Source organism: Streptomyces sp. ITFR-16 (assembly GCF_031844705.1).
Taxonomy (GTDB): Bacteria; Actinomycetota; Actinomycetes; order Streptomycetales; family Streptomycetaceae; genus Streptomyces.
In genome coordinates this window covers 1,338,073-1,361,230 of sequence record NZ_CP134609.1, presented here as the reverse complement: position 1 = coordinate 1,361,230, position 23,158 = coordinate 1,338,073, and the positions used below count along the sequence as shown (strand labels likewise).

General features: G+C 74.3%; 13 protein-coding genes. 12 read left to right on the top strand and 1 reads right to left on the bottom strand.

The features are described from left to right. Positions 1-18: 18 nt before the first annotated feature. The 4 genes from RLT58_RS06020 (at position 19) to RLT58_RS06005 (ending at position 8,008) form a co-directional block, all read left to right on the top strand. Positions 19-429, top strand: coding sequence for a nuclear transport factor 2 family protein (locus RLT58_RS06020; protein WP_311309347.1), 411 nt, complete (start codon positions 19-21; stop codon positions 427-429). A 62-nt stretch (positions 430-491) separates the two neighbouring features. Beyond that, complete coding sequence (locus tag RLT58_RS06015; RefSeq protein WP_311309346.1) at positions 492-1,598, top strand: branched-chain amino acid aminotransferase; 1,107 nt, start codon at positions 492-494, stop codon at positions 1,596-1,598. 29 nt (positions 1,599-1,627) lie between these two features. After that, positions 1,628-4,831 (top strand): non-ribosomal peptide synthetase, encoded by a 3,204-nt coding sequence (locus tag RLT58_RS06010; protein WP_311309345.1) that lies wholly within the window; start codon positions 1,628-1,630, stop codon positions 4,829-4,831. 216 nt (positions 4,832-5,047) lie between these two features. Beyond that, on the top strand, positions 5,048-8,008 hold the full coding sequence (locus tag RLT58_RS06005; protein ID WP_311309344.1) for an AfsR/SARP family transcriptional regulator: 2,961 nt from the start codon (positions 5,048-5,050) through the stop codon (positions 8,006-8,008). A gap of 29 nt (positions 8,009-8,037) precedes the next feature. Here RLT58_RS06005 and RLT58_RS06000 read toward each other — a convergent pair whose 3' ends face one another. After that, a complete protein-coding gene (locus RLT58_RS06000) occupies positions 8,038-8,223 on the bottom strand; it encodes a hypothetical protein (protein WP_311309343.1) in 186 nt (61 codons plus the stop codon). Positions 8,224-8,433: 210 nt separating this feature from the next. Here RLT58_RS06000 and RLT58_RS05995 point away from each other — a divergent pair, with 210 nt between their 5' ends. The 8 genes from RLT58_RS05995 to RLT58_RS05960 all read left to right on the top strand — a co-directional run bounded on the left by RLT58_RS05995 (position 8,434) and on the right by RLT58_RS05960 (position 23,123). After that, positions 8,434-9,060 (top strand): LOG family protein, encoded by a 627-nt coding sequence (locus RLT58_RS05995; protein WP_311309342.1) that lies wholly within the window; start codon positions 8,434-8,436, stop codon positions 9,058-9,060. 58 nt (positions 9,061-9,118) lie between these two features. Beyond that, positions 9,119-10,399, top strand: coding sequence for a Zn-dependent hydrolase (locus tag RLT58_RS05990; RefSeq protein WP_311309341.1), 1,281 nt, complete (start codon positions 9,119-9,121; stop codon positions 10,397-10,399). Further along, positions 10,396-11,139, top strand: coding sequence for a thioesterase II family protein (locus RLT58_RS05985; RefSeq protein ID WP_311309340.1), 744 nt, complete (start codon positions 10,396-10,398; stop codon positions 11,137-11,139). The genes RLT58_RS05990 and RLT58_RS05985 overlap by 4 nt, the downstream gene beginning before the upstream one ends. Before the next feature lie 85 nt (positions 11,140-11,224). Continuing rightward, on the top strand, positions 11,225-16,228 hold the full coding sequence (locus RLT58_RS05980) for a non-ribosomal peptide synthetase (protein WP_311309339.1): 5,004 nt from the start codon (positions 11,225-11,227) through the stop codon (positions 16,226-16,228). Between the two features lie 43 nt (positions 16,229-16,271). Then, entirely contained in the window at positions 16,272-16,475 is a 204-nt protein-coding gene (locus RLT58_RS05975; RefSeq protein ID WP_311309338.1) for an MbtH family protein, read from the top strand. Position 16,476: 1 nt separating this feature from the next. After that, positions 16,477-17,688 carry a cytochrome P450 gene (locus tag RLT58_RS05970; protein ID WP_311309337.1) on the top strand — a complete coding sequence of 404 codons (1,212 nt, stop codon included), beginning with the start codon at positions 16,477-16,479 and terminating at the stop codon, positions 17,686-17,688. Further along, entirely contained in the window at positions 17,685-22,337 is a 4,653-nt protein-coding gene (locus RLT58_RS05965) for a non-ribosomal peptide synthetase (RefSeq protein ID WP_311309336.1), read from the top strand. Before RLT58_RS05970 ends, RLT58_RS05965 begins: the two co-directional genes overlap by 4 nt. A 36-nt stretch (positions 22,338-22,373) precedes the next feature. After that, complete coding sequence (locus tag RLT58_RS05960; RefSeq protein WP_311309335.1) at positions 22,374-23,123, top strand: hypothetical protein; 750 nt, start codon at positions 22,374-22,376, stop codon at positions 23,121-23,123. Positions 23,124-23,158: the final 35 nt, after the last annotated feature.

Sequence of the window (23,158 nt, the reverse complement as noted above, 5' to 3'; positions counted from 1 at the left end):
CGTCCCCAAGGAGGCACCATGCCCACCCAGACGCAGCCCGACGCACCCGAGACCCACACCGCACTCCCCGACGAGGACGCCGCGCTGGACCGGATCCGGGCGTACTACAGGAGCGTCGACGCGGGCGACGTCGACGGTCTGCTCGCCCTGTTCGCGCCGGACGCCCGCTATCGGCGCCCCGGCTACGAGCCCCTGGTGGGCCACGGCGATCTGCGGCGCTTCTACCAGGGCGAGCGGATCATCGCCGAGGGCGCCCACACCCTGACCGAGACCGTGGTGGACGGCGAACGCGTCGCCGTGCACGGCGAGTTCCACGGGCTGCTGCGCACGGGGGAGCGGGTGGGGCTGCGGTTCGCCGACTTCTTCACGCTGACGCCCGAACTCACCTTCGCCACCCGGGACACGTTCTTCTTCACCCCGCTCGTCTAGGGCGTGTCGTCCGTCCACCCGCCCGCATCCCCGCGGCCCGGCCGCCGAACCGAGGAGTCGCCATGACCACCGAGTCCGCCGTGGAGCCCGCCGGGAGCCCGACCGCCCGGCCGGCCCCGGGACCCGCCCGCTTCGCCTTCGGCGAGACCTTCACCGACCACATGGTCACCGCCGCCTGGGCCGCGGACCGGGGCTGGGAGCAGGGCGCCCTCGAAAAGCGCGGCCCGCTGGCCATGGACCCGGCGATGGTGGGCCTGCACTACGGGCAGGTGGTCTTCGAAGGGCTGAAGGCGTACCGCCAGGCCGACGGCAGCGTCGGCGTCTTCCGGCCGGTGGACCACGCGCTGCGTTTCCAGCGCTCGGCCCGCCGGCTGGCGATGCCCGAGATGCCGGTGGCGACCTTCCTGCGGGCGGTGGACGACCTCGTGGCCGCCGACGCGGACCTGCTGCCCGACGACCCCGCGCTCAGCCTGTATCTGCGCCCGGTGCTCTACGCCTCCGAACCGGTGCTGGCCCTGCGCCCGGCCCGGGAGTACCGGTTCGTGCTGATCGCCTTCCTGACCGGAGGGTTCTTCGCCGACCGCCCCGACCCGGTCTCCGTGTGGATCAGCCGGGACCGCAGCCGGGCCGCACCCGGCGGCACCGGCGACGTCAAGTGCGCCGGCAACTACGCCCCCGGATACCTGGCCCAGCAGCAGGCCGCGCTCGCCGGCTGCCACCAGGTCATCTGGCTCGACGCGGCCGAACGGCGGTGGGTGGAGGAGATGGGCGGCATGAACATCTTCTTCGTACGGGGCACCGGCCCGGCCGCCCGTCTCGTCACCCCGCCGCGCGGCGGCACGATCCTGCCCGGCGTCACCCGGGACAGCGTCTTCGGCCTGGCGGAGCGGCACGGGCTGCACACGGGCGAGGAGCGGCTGTCCGTCGACGCCTGGCGCGAGGCCTGCCGCAGCGGCGACCTCACCGAGGCCTTCGCCTGCGGGACCGCGGCGGGGATCACCCCCATCGGCACGGTGCACGACGGCGACGACCGCTGGAGCGTCGGCACCGGCGAGCCCGGACCGGTGACCCTGGCCCTGCGCACCGCGCTGACCGCCGCCCAGCAGGGCAGGAGCCCCCACTTCGCCCCCTGGATCCGGCGCGTGGCCGGTACCGCCCGAGCCCACTGACCCCGCCAACGCCGAACAGGAGACCTCACATGACCACCGTCAACGCCGCCGTGCCGTCGCCCGCACCCACCGAGCCCGCCGGGGCGCCCGCGCCGGCCGGCGGGGAGGAGTTCGTCGCCGCGGCATCCTTCGCCCAGCAGCGGCTGTGGGTCATGGAGCAGATGGAGGACGGCGCCGCGACGTACAACATCCAGATGGGTCTGCGCCTCCAGGGAGCCCTGGACGTCCCGGTGCTGCGCCGCGTCCTCACCGAGATCCTGCGGCGCCACGAGGTGCTGCGCACCCGGCTGGCCCTGGAGGACGGTGAGCTGGTCCAGCTCATCTCCGCCGAGGCGACGCTGCCCCTGCGCGAGGTGGACCTGCGCGGCAGCGCCGACCCGGAGGGCGCCTGGCAGGTCGAGGCCGAACGCGACCTGCACGCCCCGTTCGACGTGTCGGTGCAACTGCCGCTGCGCGCCGTGCTGTTCCGGCCCGCCGACGACGGATACGTCCTGCTGCTCACCCTCGACCACCTGGTCTGCGACGCCCGCTCCCTCCAGGTCCTGCACACCGAACTGATCTCGCTGTACCCGGCCCTCGCCGCCGGATCGGCCTCGCCGCTGCCCGAACTTCCGGTGCAGTACGCGGACTACGCCGACTGGCAGCGCGAGTGGCTGGAGGGCGAGGCGCAGCGCCGCCAACTCGCCTACTGGCGGGGCCGGCTCGGGGGCGAGACGCCCCGGCTCACCTTCCACCGCCGCCAGGACGCCGAGGGCGCCCCCGCCAACGACTCCCGGTCGCACCCGCTTCCCGACGGGCTGGTCCGCGAACTGGAGGAGCTGGCCCGGCGCGAGGGCGCGTCGCTGTTCTCCGTGCTCCTGTCGGCCTTCGGCGTCCTGATCGGCCGCTACGGGCGCCAGGACGACTTCGTGGTCGGATCGCTGCTGTCGGGCCGCACCCGGCCCGAGCTGGAGGACCTGATCGGGTTCTTCGTCAACACCGTGGGCCTGCGCCTCGACCTGACCGGGCGTCCGTCCTTCGGTGAACTGCTCGCCCGGGTCCACGAGACGACCCTGGAGGCGTACGCGCACCAGGACGTGCCGTTCGAGCAGGTCGCCCGGGACCTGGCCCCGGACTACGAACAGGGCCGCGGCCAGCCGTTCTTCGACGTGATGTTCCAGCTCGCGGACCTGAACCGGCAGTCGCTGCGGACGCCGGACCTGGCGTTCGAGCCGCTGGTCATGGCCAGCGCGCCGGCGCCGGTCGACCTCGTGGTGGCGGTCCTGCGCGAGGAGGACGCGTACACCTGTGTCTGGGACTTCCGCACCGACCTCTTCGGGCCCGCCGGGATCGAACGGATGCAGCGCCAGTACATCGACCTGCTGCACGCCGTCGTGGCCGACCCGGACCGCGCCGTCGCCGAACTGGCCAGGACCGCGCCGCCCGGGACCGACGGCGCCCGTGAAGCCGCTCCCGCCCCCGCACCGGGGGACGGCGACGACTGGAACTTCGTCCGCCACTTCGACGCCGTGGCCCGCCGCACCCCGGACGCCCCGGCTCTGGCGGCCGGGGGAGAGACCCTGACATACCGCGAACTCGCCGGGCGCGCGGACCGGTTGGCCCACGTCCTCGCCGCCCGGGGAATCGGTCCCGAGAGCATCGTCGGCATCCACCTCGAACGCGGCGTCGACCAGATCGTCTCCGTGCTCGCCACCCTCAAGGCGGGCGGCGCCTACCTGCCCCTCGACCCGTCCTACCCCGCCGAGCGGATCGGCTACATGGTCGACGACGCCGCCCCCGGGCTGGTCATCACCTCCCGCGCCCTGCCCGGCCCCGCCGCGCAGTGGCAGGACACGGCCGTTCCGGTCGAGGAGCTGACCGCCGAGGCGGAGAAGGCACCCGGCACCCCGCCGGCGGCCCCGGAGACGCGGGACGGCCACCTCGCCTACGTCATCTACACCTCCGGCTCCACCGGCCGGCCCAAGGGCACCGGCGTACCCCACCGGGGCCTGCGCGTCGTCCTCGACGCGATGGACTCGGTGCTCGGACTGACCGCCGGCGACCGGGTGCTGCACTTCGCCTCCGCGAGCTTCGACGCGTCCGTCTTCGAGATGCTGATGGCCTTCGGCGCCGGAGCGGCCCTGCACCTGGCCCCCATGGACCGGGGCGTGCCCGTGGACCTGACCGCCTTCCTCCGGGAGCGGGCGATCACCGCGCTGGTGCTCCCGCCGTCCGCGCTGGCCGCCCTCGTCGAGGACGCCGGACTGCCGGCGCTGCGGACGGTCTCGGTCGCCGGCGAGGCGTGCCCGCCCGCCCTGGCCGCCCGCTGGGCCGGAGGCGACCGGCGCTTCTTCAACCTGTACGGGCCGACCGAGGCGACCATCTGGTCGGCCTGGCACCGGGTCACCCCGCAGGACACGGCGGGCGTGCCCATCGGCCGCCCGGTGCCCGGCACGGCGGTGTACGTCCTCGACGAGGAGCTGCGCCCCGTGCCCGAAGGGGCGCCCGGCGAACTGTGCGTCGCGGGACCGACGGTCGTACGCGGCTACCTCGGCCGGCCCGCGCTGACCGCCGAACGCTTCGTCCCCGACCCCTTCGGCGGGGCGCCGGGCGGGCGGCTCTACCGGACCGGGGACCTGGCCCGCCGGAACGGGACGGGCGGCCTGGAGTTCCTGGGCCGCCTGGACGACCAGGTCAAGGTCCGCGGGTTCCGGATCGAGCTCGGCGAGATCGAGAGGACAGTCGCCGCGCACCCCGGGGTCCGGGAAGCGGTGGCCCTCGTCCGGGAGGACACCCCCGGAGCACCGGCCGTCGTCGCCTACGCGGTCGCCCGGCCCGGTGCGGCACCCGGCCCGGAGGAACTGCGCGAGCTGTGCGGGCGCACCCTGCCGCACTACATGGTGCCGTCCCAGGTGGTGCTGCTCGACCGGCTGCCGGTGTCCGGGGCGGGCAAGGTCGACCGCAAGGCGCTGCCCGCGCCGGAGCGGGCCGGCACCACCGACGCGGCGCAGGCCCCGGACGGGCCCCTGGAAGAGGCGATCGCCGAGATCTGGGCCGAGGTGCTGGGTGCCGGCTCCATCGCCAGGAGCGACGACTTCTTCGCGCTCGGCGGCAATTCGCTGAGCGCCACCCAGGTGATCGTCCGCCTCCGCCAGGACTTCGACCTCGCGCTGCCCGTCCGGGCGCTCTTCGACAGCACCCGGCTCGGCGACTTCACCGAGGCGGTACGGGTCGCCGCGGCCGCCCAGGACTGAGCGCCCGCCCGGGCCCACTGCCGGTCGTGCGGCTGTGGGCCCGGGCCCATCGCATCTTTCCCTGGAGGGTGGGTAGGGTCTCGCTGGTTCACTCTGACCTCAGGGGAACCAGGCAAGTGGGTGCCGGGCTGAGATCCAGCCCGGTCCGAACTCCTGCCGCTGTCCCATCGGCCGGGCAGGAGAGCGAGTCGCGGTGCGGGGGGAACTTTGTCTGCCTTGGTCAACGAGGGTGACGGGGAAGCGCCGTCGGTCCGGTTCCGTGTTCTGGGGCCCGTCGAGATCCTGATCGGGGACCGTCCGGTCCCCTTACGGGCGGGGCGCCAGCAGACCGTCCTGTCGATGCTGCTCCTGGAGGCCAATCACGTCGTCGGCACGGACCGCCTGATCGACGCGATCTGGGGGGACGACCCGCCGACGACGGCGGGCAGCCAGATCCAGATATGCGTGTCGGCGTTACGCCGCATCCTGGCCGACGCCGGCGGGATCATCGAGACCCGCGCGCCGGGCTATCTGATCCGGGTCCGGCCGGACCAGCTCGACATGCAGGTCTTCGAGGACACGGTGGCCGAGGCCGGCCGGGTCTTCCGCGCCGGCTCCGTCGCGGAGGCCGCCGCCCTGCTGCGCGACGCACTCGCGCTCTGGTCGGGCAACGCGCTGGCCAGCGTCACCAGCCGGCTCGTCCGGGCGAAGGCGGCCCGGCTCGACCAGACCCGCCTGAGCGTCTACGAGGAGTGCGTCGACCGCGAACTCCAGCTGGGCCGGCACCGCGAGCTGGTCAGCGAGCTGATGACCCTCGTCTCCCAGAACCCCCTGCGCGAGCGGCTGTGCGGCCAGCTCATGCTGGCCCTCTACCGCTCCGGCCGACAGGCCGAGGCTCTGGAGGCGTACCGCACCGCCCGCTCCGAACTCGTCGACCAGCTGGGCATCGAACCGGGCGAGGAGCTGCGGCGGCTGGAAAGCGCCATCCTGACCCAGGAACCCGGCCTCGACTGGTCCGGCGCCGCCGAGCCCGCCGCGAACGCGGGCGGACCCCGCCAGCTCATCGCGGCCACCAGCGACTTCACCGGACGCGCGGAACACGTCGAGGCCATGGAGCGCGCGCTGACGCCCTCCGACCTCGCGGCCGGACCCTGCGGCGTGGTGCCCATCGTCGTCGTCGCGGGCAAGAACGGGGTGGGCAAGAGCGCCCTGGCCATCCATGTGGCGCACCGGCTCGCCGCCACCCACTTCCCCGACACACAGCTCTACGCCGACTTACGGGGGACCAGGTCCGACCCGCTGTCCAGCGAGGACCTGCTGATGTCCTTCCTGCGGGCCCTGAGCCCGCCCGGCACCAAGTTCCCCGACACCGTGGAGGAGCGCGCCCGGCTCTACCGCAGCCGCCTCGCCGCCCGGAAGGCACTGATCGTCCTCGACGACGTCGCCGACGAGGCCCAGGTACGGATGCTGCTGCCGGGGAGCGCGGGCTGCGCCGTGATCATCACCAGCAGGGTGCGGCTGACCGGCTTCCCCGGCTGCCGGCTCGTCAACCTCGGGCAGTTCGACCAGAGCGAGGCCATCGAACTGCTCGGCCGGGTCGTCGGCGAGGACCGGGTGCGCGCCGAGCCGGCCGCCGCCCGTACCCTCTCCGAGCTGGTGGGCGGCCTGCCGCTGGCGCTGCGCGTCGCCGGGGCCCGGCTCGCCGCACGCCCGCACTGGACGCTGGAGACCATGGTGCGGCGGCTCGCCGACGAGCACCGCCGGCTGGACGAACTGGTCCACGGCGACCTCGCGGTGCGCGCCAGCATCTCGCTGACGTACGGCAGCCTGCCGCCCCGGGTGCGGCTGCTCTTCCGGGCCCTGAGCGACCTGCCGTGGGACACCTTCCCCAGCTGGGTGGCGGCCGCCGTGCTCGACATCCCGGTCCGGGAGGCGGAGGACCTGCTCGACGAACTGGTCGACGCCCACCTCCTCGACTACATCGCCGGCGGCGCCTCCGGCAGCATCTCCTACCGGTTCCATGTGCTGATCCGTATCTTCGCGCGGGAGCAGTCCCCCGAGGGCCCCGAGCGCGAGGCCGACTCCCGGCGCCTCCTCGAACGGGTCTGCGGCGGCTGGCTGTTCCTCGCCGAGCATGCCCACGGACTGCTCTACGGCGGCCAGTTCACCCTGCTGCACGGCTCGGCCCCGCGCTGGGAACCCCGCGGCGGGTTCCACGAGACCCCGCTGCGCGACGCCCTGGGCTGGCTGGAGAGCGAACGCCTCAACCTGACGGCCGCGGTGCGCCACAGCGCCGGCGCGGGTCTGGACGAGCTGTGCTGGGACCTCGCCAGCACCCTGGTGACCCTTTTCGAGGCCAGGGGCTACTACGACGACTGGACCGAGACGCACAAGTTCGCGCTGGCCGCCGTCCGTGAGAGCGGCAACCGCCGGGGCACCGCCGCGATCCTGTCCTCCCTCGGCTCCCTGCACGTCACCCGCCGCCAGACCGGCACGGCGCCGGCACTGCTCGACGGGGCCATGGAGCTCTTCGAGGAGCTGGACGACCGCCACGGACGGGCCCTCGTCCTGCGCAGCCAGGCCTCCCTGGACTACCACATGGGCGAGACACGGCTCTCGCTGGCGCGGTACGAGGCGGCCCTGAACGAACTCCGGCAGGTCGGCGACCGGATCGGCGTGGCCCACGTCCTCGTCAACATCGCCCAGCACCAGCTGGACGCCGACGCGCCGGACGAAGCGGTCAAGCAGCTGGACGAGGCGCTCGACATCTGCCGGTCCGTCGGCAGCCGGCGCACCGAGGCCCAGGTCCTGTACCGCCTCGGCCTCGCCCAGCTGGAGCAGGACCGGGTCGACGCGGCCCGCGAGGCGTTCACCACGGTGCTGCTGCTGGTGCGCCAGAACGACGACCTTGCGGGCGAGAGCTACGCCCGGCTCGGGATGAGCGCGGTGCATCTGAGGCTAGGCAACTTCCAGACGGCCGAGACCATGCTGCGCCGGACCCTGGAGATCAGCGAGGAGCTGGCCGACACCGTCGGCCAGGGCCGGGCCCTGTTCGAACTCGGCAGCCTGCTCACCAAGGGGTCCGACCTGGCCGGAGCCCGCCGGCATCTGGAACGGGCCCTGGCCATCTTCCGGGAGCAGAGCCTGCGCCTGTGGGAGGACCGGACTCTGGAGGCCCTGGACGCACTGCCCGGCTGAGCCGGACGGACGGGCCGGGCCGGCCCCGGTCAGGTCCAGGGGGTGTCCTCGTCCGGGTGCTCGGACGGCGGCGGGGTCGCGCCGTTGTCCGGACCCCCGGCCACGTGCCGCGTCACCGCGGTGGCCGGCGCGACCGCGGCGGCCACCGCCGGGGCACCCGCCGCCAGGACGGTCGCGGCCAGCAGAACGGACAGAATGCGCGGGGTACCAGGCATCGTTCGATCCCCTCCAGGTCAGTCAGGTCGGTGGTACGCGTCGATCGGATGCCCCGGACGCTAGGCGGCCGCCGTATCGCGGCCGTATTCATGCCCTGTCGCCCGCCCATCGCCCAGGGCCCCCGGCGGCGATCGGCCACCGATAGGGGAGCGATAGCCGCACCCGAAGAATCGGAGAGTCAATCACTGGGATTCACGACAGGGGACACCGTGGACACTGCTCTTTCGGATCCTTCTGCGGCGGCGCGGAAGACGGAACGCCTCTCGGTCTGCGTGTTCTGCGGAGCGCGCCCGGGGACGTCGCCCGAGGCCGCCCGGCTGGCCCGTGAGGCCGGCGCCACACTGGGACTGCACGGACACGACCTGATCTACGGCTCCGGCGGCGCCGGCCTGATGGGCGAGGTGGCGCGCGCCGCGAGGTCTGCCGGATCGCGGGTCACCGGCATCGCGCCGCGCTTCCTCTACGAGCTGGAACGCGCCGACCAGGCCGACGTCGACGAGATGCTCGTCACCGAGGACATGTTCGACCGGAAGCGGGAGATGATCCGCCGCTCGGACGCCTTCATCGCCCTGCCCGGCGGCTACGGGACCCTCGACGAGATCCTGGAGGTCGTCTCGCTGAACTACCTCGGTCAGAGCCCCAAGCCGCTCGTGCTCGTCGACCACGACGGCATCTGGGCGCCGCTGACCGCGCTGTTCGACGCGATCCACGCCGGCGGCTTCACCCGGCGGACCACCCGGGCGCCCTTCCACCTGGCCGGCTCGGCCGCCGAGGCCGTCGCGTTCGTGGAGCACCACGCGCGGTCCGCCGCGGACCCGGTGCGGGTGGGCGCATGACACCCCCGCGGCCGGCCGCACACCCCGCTCCGGGGGCCGTAGACAGGAAGGCGGACCAGTGACCACCACCGCGCAGATCGGGACCGAGGCGTCCCGCGCCCTGCGGATCGACGGGGCGCGGCTGCTGCGCCGGATCGACGAACTCGGCAGGATCGGGGCCGACCCGCTGGGCGGGGTCACCCGCCCGGCGTTCAGCGCCGAGGACCGCCAGGCCCAGCAGTACGTACGGGCCGAGGCCGCCGGTGCCGGACTGCGCACCGAGGTCGACCAGGCGGGCAACGTGATCATCCGGCGGGCGCACGGCACGGTCCCCGGACCCGTGGTCCTCATGGGGTCGCACCTGGACACCGTTCTCAACGGCGGTCGGCTGGACGGGGCGTACGGCGTGCTGGCCGCGCTGGAGGTGATGCAGACCGTCGCCGAGGCGGGCATCGTGCTCGTCCACGAGCCCGTGGCGGTGGCCTTCGCCAACGAGGAGGGCGCCCTGTTCCCCCAGCCCTTCTGGGGGTCCATGGCGCTGACCGGCCAGACCGGCCGGCTCCCCGACGACCCCCGCGACCGGCACGGCAACGCGCTGGCCGGCCCGCTGCGCCAGGCCGGCGGCGACCTCGCGCAGCTGGCCCGGGCCGCCTGGCCGCCCCGCTCGGTCCGGGCCTATCTCGAACTGCACATCGAACAGGGCCCGGTCCTGGAGGAGTCGAACCTGCCGATCGGCGTGGTCACGGACATCGTCGGCCGGGTGGTCTACGACGTCCGGGTGCACGGCCGGGCGGGGCACGCCGGCACCACCCCGATGGGCCGGCGCCGGGACGCGGCGGTCGCGATGAGCCATGTCGTCATCGCGGCCGAGCGGACCGCGACCACCGCAGGCCGGTGCCGGGTGGCGACCGCGGGATGTGTGACGGTGTCGCCCGGTGCCACCAACGTGATCCCCAGCGAGGCCTGTATCTCCGTGGAGTTCCGCGACGAGTCGTCGGCCCGGCTCGCCGACGCCGCGGCGTCCTTCGTCGCCGAGCTCCGGGCGGTCTCCGAGCTCACCGGCTGCGAGATCCGGGCCGAGGAGACCCTGCGCACCGTGCCGGTGCCCACGGACCCCGGGCTGCGCGACCTCATCGCCGCCTGCGCGGACGACCTCGGCCATGGCCACACCCGGCTGCCGAGCGGCGCGGGCCACGACGCGCAGATCGTCGCGGCCGTCGCCCCGACCGGGATGATCTTCGTGCCGAGCCTGAAGGGGCTCAGCCACACCCCTGAGGAGGACACCGCCCCGGCCGACCTCGTGGCCGGCGCGGACGTCCTCCTCCAGGCCGCCCTGGCCCTCGGGACGGGGGACCGGTGAGAGCGGCAGCCGCCTCCGAACTGCTCCATGTCCCGCTGCCGTTGCCGGACGCCCCCGTACGGCTGATCGCCGTGCCCTACGCGGGCGGCGGGGCGAGCGTCTTCCGGGGGTGGCACACCGGCCTCCCGGACATCGAGATCGCGGCGGTCCGGCTGCCGGGGCGCGAGTCCCGCTTCACCGATCCGCCCCACACGCGCATGGAGCCGCTCGTGGCCGAGCTCGCGGACAAGATCGCGGCGACCGCCGACCGCCCGTACGCCCTGTTCGGCCACAGCATGGGCGCACGCGTCGCCTTCGAGACCGCGCGCCGGCTGCGTACCCTCGGCGGCCCGCAGCCCCGGCACCTCTTCGTCTCCGGCTGCCGGGCGCCCCACCTGCCCCTGCGGCCGCCGACCGGTCATCTGACGGACCCGCAGTTCGTCCGGGAGCTGCGGGAACTGGGCGGGGCGCCACCGGAGTTCTTCGCCGAACCGGAGCTCGTCGCGCTGCTGCTGCCCATGCTGCGCGCCGACTTCGCCGTCCTGGAGTCGTACACGTACACCCCCGCGCCGGCCCTGGACCTCCCGGTCCGGGCGTTCTGCGGGGACGCCGACCCGCACATCTCGCCGGCCCAGGCCGACGCCTGGCGTGAGCACACGTCCGCGCGTTTCGCGCTCACCACCGTGACGGGCGGCCACTTCTATCTCGACGAGCGGCGCGCCGAACTCCTCGCCGCGATCCGCGACGACCTCCTGCCCTGATAGCCCACCGAAGGAGCGGCGATAGACACCCCCGCCACGCTCCCACCACACACAGGCTCCCCGCCCCATCGCTGACTGGAGGGACATGCCCAGCTCTGCGGAAACCGCCGACGAACGGCGCCGGTCCCTGGACGCGCGGCTGCTGCGCCGCCGGTCCGAACGGGCCGCCGGCGCCCAGCCCGTCCGCACCATCCCGCGCGCCCCGCGCACCGGACCGCTGCCCGCCTCCTCGGGACAGCGCCGCTTCCTGCTGCTGAACGACCTCGACACCGCCGCCGACAGTGCCGCAGGCACCGGGAACTTCGCCTTCTGGCTCCGGCTGCGCGGCGCTCTGGACCGGGAGGCGCTGGAGGGCGCCCTGAACGAGCTGTGCCACCGCCACGAGGTGCTGCGCACCGTCTTCGCCACAAAGGACGGCGCACCCGTGCAGATCGTGCGGGACCATGTGCCCGCGCCCCTGCCCCTGCACGACCTCGGCGGTGCGGACGACCCGGCCGGCCGGGCGCGGACCCTCGCGGCGGCCTGGGCGCGGGAGGTGTTCCGGCTCGACACCGACGCGCCCTTCCGCAGGGACCTGATCCGGCTGGGCGAGCGGGACCACGTCCTGCTGCTGCGGATCCACCACATCGCCGCCGACGGCTGGTCCGAGAGCGTGCTCAACCGCGAACTCTCCGCGCTCTACGGGGCGTTCCGCCGGGGCGAGCCCTCCCCGCTGCCGCCGCTCCCCATCCAGTACGCCGACTTCGCGGCCTGGCAGCAGGAGCAGCTCACCGGCGGGGTGCTCGACCGGGAGACCGGCCACTGGGCCCGGCTGCTGGAGCGCCCGCCCGCCGCCACCGAACTGCCCTTCGACCGGCCGCCGGCCGCCGGCACCGGTACGGCCGGCGCGGTGCTGCGGATCCCCGTCGACCGGTCCGCGCACGAGCGGATCGCCGCCCTGTGCACGGCCCACGGCGTCTCGCTGTTCCACGCGCTGCTCGGCGGCTACGCGGCCCTGCTCACCCGCTACTCGGGCCGCACCGACCTCGTGATCGGCGCCCCCGTCGCCAACCGCCGGCACGCCGAGACCGCCGGCCTGATCGGCTTCTTCGTCAACACCGTCGCCCTGCGGATCGACACGTCCGGCAACCCGGTCTTCGGCGAGCTGCTGCGCCGGGTCAAGGACGTCGCCCTCGACGCCGCCGACCACGAGACCGCACCCTTCGACCAGGTCGTCCAGCGGGTCGCCCCGCCCCGCGAGCCGGGCCGCCAGCCCCTGGTGCAGACGATGCTCCAGGTGCACAACACCCCGCAGGAGACCGTCGAACTCGACGGCCTGCACGTCGAGTACGAGCAGCTGTTCACCGACAGCACCTCCTCGGACCTGGCCGTGAGCTTCGTCGAGACGGACGGGGAACTTGAGGCGCTGTGGGAGTACCGGTCGGAGCTGTTCGACCCCGCGACCGTACGCCGCGTCCACCAGGACCTCTTCGCACTGATCGACGCTGCCGCGGCCCAACCCGCGCGGGGCGTCGCCGAGCTGGACCTGCTGCCGGAGGCGGAGCGGGAGTGGCTGCGCCGCCGGTCCAGGGGCCCGCGCAGGCCCGCGCCGGACGGCGTCCTGGAGCTGTTCGCGGCCCAGGCGCTGCGCACCCCGAAGGACCCGGCCGTGCTCTGCGGGACCGACAGCCTCGACTACGCCGGACTGGCGGACCGGTCCGACGCCCTGGCCCACCACCTGGGCACCCTCGGTGTCGCCGCCGGCGACCTCGTCGGGATCTGCCTGGAGCGCGGTGCCGACATGGTGGTCGCGGTCCTGGCCGTCCTCAAGGCCGGGGCCGCCTATCTGCCGCTCGACCCCGGATATCCGGCCGGCCGGCTGCGGCTCATGGTCGAGGACGCGGCGCCGGCGCTGGTCCTCACCCACGCCGCCACGGCGCACGCCCTCGGCCCGCACCCGGCCCGCACCGTACGGCTGGACCTGGCCCGGGAAACGCTCGCGGCCCTGTCCGGCCGCACGCCGCAGGGCACGCCGCCCGGCCCGCAGGACCTGGCCTACGTCATCTACACCTCCGGCTCGACCGGCCGGCCCAAGGGCGTCGCCGTCCCGCACGGCGGCCTCGCCAACTACCTCGCCTGGGCCGGGGACCTCTACCGCGCCTCCGGCGGGGGCTCGGTCCTGCACTCCTCGCTGAGCTTCGACCTCACGGTCACCTCGCTGTTCCTGCCGCTCCTGTCGGGCGAACCCGTCCTCGCGGTCCCCGACGAGCAGCCCCTGCCCCGACTCGCCGCTCTCCTGACCGACCCTCGCCGGGAGCCGGCCATGGTCAAACTGACGCCTTCCCATCTGCGTGCCCTGCGCGGCGAGGCCGCCGAGGGCGGTCCGGCCGATGCTGTCGCCGCCTTCGTGATCGGCGGGGAGGTGCTGCCCGCCGACCTGGTCGCGGTGTGGCGCCTGCTCGCCCCGCGCGCCCGGTTCTTCAACGAGTACGGGCCGACGGAGGCCGTGGTCGGCTGCTGTGTGCACGAGGCGGCGGCCGGGGACGCGGACACCGGCGGGGCCGTGCCGATCGGCGTCCCCGTCGACAACACCGAGCTCTATGTGCTGGACCGGGCCGGGAACCAGGTCCGTCCCGGCACCCTGGGCGAGCTGTACATCGGCGGTTCGCAGGTGGTGCGCGGCTACCTCAACCGGCCCGCGCTCACCGCCGAGCGCTTCGTCCCCGACCCCTTCAGCGGCGTACCCGGCAGCCGCCTCTACCGCACCGGGGACCTCGTCCGGTATCTGCCGGACGGGGCCCTGGAGCTGATCGGGCGTTCCGACGACCAGGTCAAGATCCGCGGCCGGCGGGTGGAGACCGGCGAGGTCGAGTTCGCCCTGCGGCGCTGCGAGGGCGTGGCCGACGCGGTCGTGGTCGCCGGCGGCGCCCCCGGCTCGGCCACCCTCGTCGGCTACTACGTCGCCGAGGCCGAACCCGGCCCGTCCCCCGAGGAACTGCGCGACGCCCTTGCCGAGACCCTGCCCCGGCACATGGTCCCGGCGGTCCTCATGCCGCTCGGCACCATGCCGCTGACGGAGAACGGGAAGGTGGACCGGGCCGCGCTGCCCGACCCGGGCGCCGTCACCGGGCCGGAGCCGGAGACCCGCACCGCCCCCGCCGACCCGGTCGAGGAGCGGCTCGCGGAGATCTGGGCCCGGACCCTGGGCCGTCAACGGGTCGGCGTCCTCGACGACTTCTTCGACATCGGCGGGCACTCCCTGCTCGCCGCCGAGGTGATCGAGGCGATCGGCCGGGCCTGGCCCGGACTGCCCGTCCGGGGCCTGCTGCGCGAGATCTTCCTGCGCCCGACGGTCCGCGGTCTCGCCCCCGCGGTCAGGACGGCACTCGCCGCCCCGGCCGCCGCGCCCGGCCCCGTACCGTACGAGCGCCCCGCGCGGCCCGGACCGCTGCCGCTGTCACCCGCCCAGGAGAGCCTGCTCGTCCAGGTCGAGCTGTCCGGGAGCCCGCACGAATACCTCGTCCCGCAGGCCCTGCGCCTGCACGGCCCGCTCGACGTCCCCGCGCTCCGGGCGGCCCTGACCGCCATCGTGGACCGGCACGAGGTACTGCGCTGTCGCTTCCTCCGGGACGCCTCGGACCACTGCCACGCGCTGCCGCCCGGTACGGAACCCGTGCTGGAGGAGCACGACCTGCGCCCCCTGCCGGCCGGCGAACATCCGGCGGCGGTCTCGGCGCTGCTGCACACCGAGGTCACCACCCCGCTGGACCTCGCGGCCGGCCCGCTGCTGCGGGCCCTGCTGGTCCGCGAGGCCGACGAGCGGCACCTGCTCTGCCTGACCACCCATCACCTCGTCTTCGACGGCCGGTCGCAGCAGATCCTCTTCACCGCCCTCACCGCCGAGTACACCCGGGCACTGGGCGGCGGCCGGCCCGCGCCGCACGACCCGGCCCCGCAGTACGCCGACCTCGTCGGGGCCCTGCGCCGGCAGGCCGAGAACCCGGCGGAGGAGGACCTGGCGTACTGGCGCGACACCCTCGCCGGGACGCCCGTCCTCGCCCTGCCCACCGACCGGCCGCGCGGGACCTCCCGCGCCGGGGCCGGGCGGGCCGTCGAGTTCACCGTGTCCGCCGCCACCGTCACCGCGCTGCGGCGCCTGGCGAAGGACCGCTCGGCCACGCTCTTCATGACCCTGCTCGCCGGACTGCAGTGCCTGCTCTCCCGGCACACCGGACAGCGGGACTTCGCCGTCGGCACCTCCGTCGCGGGACGGGGCGTGCCCGGCAGCGGCGATCTGATCGGTCTGTTCATCAACCAGGTCGCCCTGCGCGCCGACCTCGCCGGCGACCCCGGCTTCGACGACGTCGTGGGACGCGTCCGGCAGCGCTGCGCGGACGCGTTCGACCGCGCCGACGTCCCGTTCGACCGGGTGGTCCGCGAGGTGGGCCCCGCCCGCGTCGCGGGCGCCAACCCGCTGTTCCAGGTGGCCTTCGAGCTGGCCGACGGCCCGTGGAGCGGCGCGACGGAGAGCGGACTGCGGCTGCGGGAGCACCCCGTGCCGGTGACCGTATCCAAGTTCGACCTGACGGTGGCATTCCGCCCCGACGGAGACCGGCTCCTTGGCGAAGTGGAGTACGACATGGCGCTCTTCGACGAACAGCGGGTGCGCGGCCTGGCCGACGGCCTGGTCCAGGTCCTGGACGCGGCGGCGGCCGATCCGGCGGCCCCGGTCAGCGCCCTGCCGGTCCCCCTGCCCGACGCGGCGGACGAACGGACGCACCCCGACGCGGACACCCCGGCGCAGACCGCGCCCGCCGAGGAGCCCACCCACGCCGAACTGCTGGTGGCCGACGCCTACCGCGCCGTGCTGCCGACGGCCGAATTCGGGCCCGACGACGACTTCTTCGCGCTCGGCGGCCACTCGGTGCTCGCCCTGCGCGTCGTCTCACGGCTGCGCAAGGCCCTCGACCTGGACATCCCGCTCGACCTGATGTTCCACCATCCGACCGTACGGACACTGGCCGAGCAGCTGGAGATCCTGCTGCTCGCCGAGATCGAGGCCCTGCCCGAGCACGAGGCTGCCGAGACCCTGGCGGACGGCCGGCCCTGACCGGTGTCCTGCCCGACCCATCCGAGAACTCAAGGAGGCGACCATGTCCGAGACCGGCCCCGTCGAGCACTACAAGGTGGTCCTCAACCATGAGGAGCAGTACTCCATCTGGTCCGCCACCCGGCCCAACCCGGCGGGGTGGACCGACGAAGGCACGAGCGGATCCCGCCAGGAGTGCCTGGACCGGATCGAGAAGATCTGGGTCGACATGCGGCCGCTGAGCATCCGTACCCGCGGCGGGCGATGAGATGACGACACTGCGGGACGCGGAGACCGTCCGGGACCTGTCGGACCCGGAGCTGTACCGCACCGGAGACCCCGAGGCGGTCTGGGCGCGGCTGCGCGCCCGCACCCCGGTCTGCTGGACCGAGCGGGCCCACGCACCCGGCTACTGGTCGGTGACCAGCCACGCCCTGGTGTCGCAGGTCCTCAAGAACGCCGCCGTGTACAGCTCCGAGAAGGGCATGCGGCTGGACGCCGACCCGGCGGCGACGGCGGCCAGCGCCGGCAAGATGCTGATCGTCACCGACCCGCCCCGGCACGGGGCGATCCGGCGGATCATCAACTCCAGCTTCACCCCGGCGATGGTGCGCCGGCTGACGGACACCATGCGCGAGACCGCGCGCGGTGTGGTGACCGGGGCCGTCGAGGCGGGGGAGTGCGACCTCGTCGACCTGGCGTCCCGGCTCCCGCTGTCCGTCATCTGCGACATGCTCGGCGTGCCGAAGGCCGACTGGAACCAGATGCTCGCCCTCACCCGCACCGCCTTCGGCACCAGCGACACCGAGGGCGACGCCCTGCGCCGCAGCGAGGCCCACACCGAGATCCTCGTGTACTACTTTGAGCTCATCAGGCGCCGCCGCAAGGAGCCCGGTGAGGACATCGTCTCCGCCCTGGTGAACGGCACCGTCGACGGCCGGCCCCTGACCGACACCGAGGTCTACCTCAACTGCGACGGGCTCATCTCCGGCGGCAACGAGACCACCCGGCACGCCACGGTGGGCGGGGTGCTGGCCCTGATGGCCGACCCGGGCGAGTTCGGCCGGCTCCGCGCCCGCCCCGAACTCGTCGACAGCGCGGTGCAGGAGATCCTGCGCTTCACCAGCCCCGCCCTGCACGTGCTGCGTACCGCCACCCGGGACACCGAGCTGGGCGGGCAGCACATCCGCGAGGGCGACCGGCTCGCCCTGTGGCTGCCGTCGGCCAACCGTGACGAGCAGGTCTTCCCCGACAGCGCCCGCTTCGACGTGGGCCGCACCCCCAACCGGCACCTGGCCTTCGCCGCCGGCACCCACTTCTGCCTCGGCGCGGCCCTGGCCGGACAGGAACTGCGGGTGCTGTTCGAGGAGATCGTCCGATCCGTCGGCCAGGTCGAGCCGGCCGGCCCGGTCCGCCGGCTGGCATCCAACCTCGTCTGGGGATACGAGTCCGTACCCGTGCGCATGGAAGGGAAGCAATGAGCGACATCGCCCCGCCGGCCGACCGCACCGGCCGGCTGTCCCCGGCCAAGAGGGCGCTGCTCCAGCGCCGGCTGGCCGGCGGCCGCAGCCGTGCCGACGCGGACCTGAACGCCATCGAGCAGGTGGATCCCGCGCTGCCCGTGCCCGTCTCGCCCGCACAGCGCGGCCTGTGGATCCAGGACCGCTACCTGGAGGGCAACGCCCTCTACAGCGCCAACGAGGCCATGTGGCTGCACGGCCCGCTCCACCTCCCGGCCCTGCGCACCGCCGTGGACCGCCTGGTGGAACGGCACGAGGCCCTGCGCACGATCTTCCCCGGCACCTCCGAGCCGCTGCAGATGGTCCGGCCCCCGAGGCCCGGCAGCCTGAAGCTCCTCACCCTGGGCGGCAAGGACCGCGCCGCGTGCCGCGAGAGCGCGCTGGAACTGGCCAGGCAGGAGGTGGCGACCCCGTTCGACCTGGCCGCCGGGCCCCTGTTCCGGGTGCTGCTGGTCACCGTCGCCGACGACGAACACCTGCTGGTGCTCAACATGCACCACATCGTCACCGACGGCTGGTCCTTCGACGTCCTCGCCCGCGACCTCGCCGAGTTCTACACCGCAGCCGCCGAGCGGCGCGAGGCCGTCCTGCCCGACCTGCGCGTCAACTACCGCAGCTTCAGCAGCTGGCAGCTCGCCCGGCAGGACCCGGCCCGGCTGGCCGGCCAACTGGACCACTGGCGCCGCGCGCTCCAGGACATCGCGCCGGTGCTCGACCTGCCCACCGACCGGCCCCGGCCGCCCCGGCAGTCCCACCGGGGCGCGGCCGTCACCGGACGGATCGCGCCGGAGACGGCCGAGGGGATACGCGCCCTCGCGGCGGCCCAGGGGACGACCGTCTTCGCCACTTTGCTGGCCGCCTTCCAGGTCCTGCTGTACCGCTACACCGGTCAGGACAGGTTCGCCGTCGGGACGCTGCTGCACGGCCGGGACCACGCGGACCCCGGCGAACTGGACGACATGGTGGGCCTGTTCGCCTCCACCGCGGCCCTGCCGGCCGACCTCGGCGACCGCCCCCGCTTCGACGCCTTCCTGGCCCGGACGCGCCGCACCGTCATCGAGGCCATCGCCCACCAGGACGTGCCCTTCGACCGGGTCGTCGAGGAGCTGGCACCCCCGCGCGACCTCAGCCGCAACCCGCTCTTCCAGACGCTCTACCAGCACCTGGAACCCGGCGAGAAGCCGTGGACGCTGAGCGGACTGACCGTCGAGCCGACCCACCTCGGGACCGCCACCTCCAAGGTCGACCTGGGCCTGTTCACCACGGACCGGGGCGCGGACGGCATGCGCGTCGACCTGGTCTTCGCCACGGACCTCTTCGACACCGCGACGGCCGAGCGGATGCTGGGCCACTTCCTCCACCTCGTGACCGGCATCGTCGCCGACCCGCACGCCCCGGTGGACACCCTGGACCTCCTGCCCGCCGACGAGTCGCGCACGATCCTGCGGGAGTGGAACGCCACCGAGGCCGACTACCCCACCGACCGCTGCCTGCACGAACTCTTCGAGGAGCAGGTGGCCCGCACCCCGGACGCGACCGCCGTCGTCGCCCCGGACGGGAACGTCAGCTACGCCCGGCTGAACGCACGGGCCAACCAGGTCGCCCACCTGCTGCGCGAACTGGGTGTGGGACCCGATGTGTTCGTCGGCCTGTGCGTCCGGCACAGCGTGGAGATGTTCGTCGGCATCCTCGGCATCCTCAAGGCGGGCGGCGCCTACGTACCGCTGGATCCCGACCATCCGGCCGACCGCCTCGCGTACGTCCTGGAGGACTCCGCGGCCCCGATCGTCCTGACCCAGCGGGCCGTCCGCGACCGGCTGCCCGAGACGGCCGCGCAGGTCGTCCTCCTCGACGGCGGCCGGCCGGCGGAACAGCCGGAGCACAACCCGGGACGCACCGCGCAGCCCGGCGACCTCGTCTACGCCATCTACACCTCCGGCTCCACCGGGCGCCCCAAGGGCGTCCTCATCACCCACCGGGGGCTGAACAACTACCTGGTCTGGGCGGTGCGCGGCTACGGCCTCGACGGCAGCTCCGGCGCGCCGATGCTGGGCTCGATCGCCTTCGACCTGTCCGTTCCCAACTTCCTGCTGCCGTTCATCGGAGGCCGCGACGTCACCCTGCTGCCCGAGGACCGCAGCCTCGAAGGGCTCGCCGAACTGCTGCGCCGGCCGGGCGACTTCAGCCTGCTGAAGATCACCCCCGCCCACCTCGACGTGCTGCGGGCCCAGCTCGACGGCGCGCACCGCGCCGAGGACCCGGTCACCTCCGTACGGACCTTCGTGGTCGGTGCCGACGAGGTGAAGCCGGAGACGGCGGCGGCCTGGCAGCGGATAGCCCCGGGCGCCCGGATGATCAACGAGTACGGCCCCACCGAGACGGTCGTCGGCTGCTCCGTCTACGAGATCCCGGCCGACGGCGCCCCGCGCTCGGTCGTGCCGATCGGGAAGCCGATCGCCAACACCCAGATGTACGTCCTGGACGACCACCTCAACCCCGTACCCCCCGGCGTGACCGGCGAGCTGTACATCGGCGGCGACGGCGTGGCCCGGGGCTATCTGAACCGCCCGGCGCTCACCGCCGAGAAGTTCCTGCCCGACCCGTACAGCGCCACCCCCGGCGCCCGCTTCTACCGGACCGGCGACCGGGCGCGCTTCCGCCCCGACGGAAATCTGGAGTTCCTCGGCCGGTTCGACCACCAGGTCAAGATCCGCGGCTACCGGATCGAACCGGGCGAGGTGGAGACCGCGCTGCTGCTGCACCCCTCGATCGCCGAAGCCGTCGTGGCCGTCCGGGAGGACAACCCGGGCGAGCGGCGGCTCGTGGGCTATGTCGTACCGGCCGGAAACGACCGGCCCGACCCCGCCGCGCTGCGGGACTTCCTGCGCCGGTCGCTGCCCGGCTACCTGGTGCCCGCCGTCATCGTGATCCTCGACGAACTCCCGCTGAGCAACGGCGGAAAGGTCGACCGGCGCCTCCTGCCGCCGCCCTCCGGCCTCCGCGCCGAGACGGCCGCGCCCGCCGTGGCACCGAGGGAGGGACCGGAACGGATCCTCGCCGGGATCTGGGCCGATGTCCTCGGCCTGGACCACGTCGGCGCGCACGACAACTTCTTCGACGCCGGCGGTGACTCGCTGCTGGCCCTGCGGGTCGTCGCCCGCGCCAGGGAGGCCGGCCTCGCCCTGCGGCCCCGGACCCTCTTCGAGTGTCAGACCCTCGCCCGGCTGGCGGAGGCCGCCACCCCCTGCGACCCGGCCGAGCCCCTGTCCGGGACGGGCGACGCCGCCTCTGCGGAGAGCGGCGAGACGGGTTTCACCCCGCTGCAACGCTGGTTCCTCGAAGCACCGCTCGACCACGCCGCCCATGTGGCCACCGAACTCGTCGAGCTCGACCGGACCCCGCCGGCGGCGGACCTGGAAGCCCTGCTCCACCGGATCACCGCCCACCACGAGGCCCTGCGCCTGCGGCTGGACCACGGACCGGACGGCGCGCCGCGCCTGCGCACGGCGGCGCGCGAAGAGGCCCCCCTGCTGCGGGAGACCGACCTGACCGGGACCGCCCCCGAGGAGTGGACCGCCGCGACCCGCCGGACGGCCGCCGAACTGGCCGCCGCCATCGACCCCGCCCACGGCCCCCTGCTCCAGGCGGCGCTGCTGCGCACCGGCACGGGCACCGACCGGCTGCTCCTGGCCGTCCACCACCTGGGCACCGACGGGATGTCGTGGCGGATCCTCATGGACGACCTGTCCGACGGATGGCAGCGGCTGTGCGACGGGGCACCGCCCGAACCTCCGGCACCCGCCGTGCCCGTGTCCGTGTGGACCCGCGCCCTGGCCGGACTCGCGGCCTGCGACGCCGTCGCCGCCGAGGCGGAGTTCTGGGAACGGCAGGACGCCGGACCCGTACTGCCGCCCGACGTGCCCCGCGGCCCGCTCGGACCGAACAGCACCGCCTCGTCCCGGACCGTCACCCACCGCCTGCCGGTCGAGCGGACCGAGACCCTGGTCGCCCGCACTGGACGGGGCGAGGGCACCGTGGCCCAGCAGCTGCTGGCCGCGCTGGCCCTGGCGGTAGCCGAGGAGGGCACCGGCGACGACGTCCTCGTCGAGGTCAACGGGCACGGCCGGGACGGAGACCACACCGGCCTCGACCTGTCCCGCACGGTGGGCTGGCTCGCCGTCCGCCACCCGCTGCGTCTGACCGTGCCGCCGGGACCGGGCAGCCCGGACGCGCGGCGCGCGGCCCTGGTCGCCCAGGCGGCCCGCGTCCCCGGTGACGGACTCGGTTACGGGCTGCTGCGGTACCTCGGTCCCGACGCCGCCGTCCGGGAGCGGCTGGCCCGCGCCCGGCGCCCGGAGATCGCCTTCAACTACCTGGGGCGGTACCGCTCGGAGAGCGCGGCCGCCCCTGGCTGGCGCTGGCTGACGGACACCCCGGAGCTGACGGACGCCGACGAGGAGCGCGCCCACCTGCTGGAGCTCGTCGCCGCCGTGGTGGACGGGGAACTGCGGCTGAACTGGACCTACTCGGCCCACCACCACCAGGAGTCCACGGTCCGCCGGATCGCCCGCGCCCAGCTGCGCCACCTGTTCGGCTCGGCCACCGACTGACCACGACCGATCACACCGGCGAAAGGCGGCGTCATCATGGAGAGGGACCCGGGCGGCGGACGGCACCAGGTGCTCGCGCTGGAATTCACCGGACTGCCGGAGGACCAGAAGCTCGACCGCCTCACCAAGGAGACGGACTGCGTACGCGTCGACCCCCTGACCGTGGACCGCACCGGCTCCCTCGGCCTGCCGGCACTGGCGGCCCGGGTCCGGGACGGCCTCGCGGACGGTCCGCCCGGATTCGTGCTGGCGTACTGCACGGCCGCCCCGCTGGCGCTGCATCTGGCCGAGGCCTGCCGGCAGCGGTTCGGGGCGGCCCCGCACGCCGTGCTGTTCGACCCGGACCCCGGCTCGTCGGCGTATCTCCTCCAGGAGTTCGCCGTGCTCTGCGGGAACCTCGGCGTCGACCCGGGCGCGGCGACGGCCCGTGCCGCCGGACTGCGGGGCGACGCCCTGCTGACCGCGCTGCGGGCCGAACTCCTGGCGCTGAAGGACGATCTGACGGAGGCGTACGGCGGTGACGAGGACGCCGAGGAGCTCGTCGAGCACCTCCTCACCCGCTACTGCGTCTGGCTGGCCTTCCTCGCCGCGGGGCCGGCGGCCGGCCCGGTGCCCGCCGCCGGACCCGTCTCGGTGATCACCGGCAGGGACGCCGTCGACCTCGCCGCACTGGTGAGCGACCCGTCCCGGGTGACCGTCCACCGCTGCGAGACGGCCGGCCGGCCGCTGCTGCTGAGCGAGGCGGCGGACACCACCCTGCGCGCCGTCCTGGCCGAAGCGCTGTAGTACGCGAACCACAGGAAGGGGGCTGCCGGCCGGCA

What these genes read in the sequence shown, in the direction of transcription:
- RLT58_RS05965 (WP_311309336.1), top strand. Translation starts at nt 17,685, where the DNA reads ATGAGCGACATCGCCCCGCCGGCCGACCGCACCGGCCGGCTGTCCCCG.
- RLT58_RS05960 (WP_311309335.1), top strand. Translation starts at nt 22,374, where the DNA reads ATGGAGAGGGACCCGGGCGGCGGACGGCACCAGGTGCTCGCGCTGGAA.
- RLT58_RS06010 (WP_311309345.1), top strand. Translation starts at nt 1,628, where the DNA reads ATGACCACCGTCAACGCCGCCGTGCCGTCGCCCGCACCCACCGAGCCC.
- RLT58_RS06020 (WP_311309347.1), top strand. Translation starts at nt 19, where the DNA reads ATGCCCACCCAGACGCAGCCCGACGCACCCGAGACCCACACCGCACTC.
- RLT58_RS05980 (WP_311309339.1), top strand. Translation starts at nt 11,225, where the DNA reads ATGCCCAGCTCTGCGGAAACCGCCGACGAACGGCGCCGGTCCCTGGAC.
- RLT58_RS05975 (WP_311309338.1), top strand. Translation starts at nt 16,272, where the DNA reads ATGTCCGAGACCGGCCCCGTCGAGCACTACAAGGTGGTCCTCAACCAT.
- RLT58_RS06000 (WP_311309343.1), bottom strand. Translation starts at nt 8,223, where the DNA reads ATGCCTGGTACCCCGCGCATTCTGTCCGTTCTGCTGGCCGCGACCGTC.
- RLT58_RS05970 (WP_311309337.1), top strand. Translation starts at nt 16,477, where the DNA reads ATGACGACACTGCGGGACGCGGAGACCGTCCGGGACCTGTCGGACCCG.
- RLT58_RS06015 (WP_311309346.1), top strand. Translation starts at nt 492, where the DNA reads ATGACCACCGAGTCCGCCGTGGAGCCCGCCGGGAGCCCGACCGCCCGG.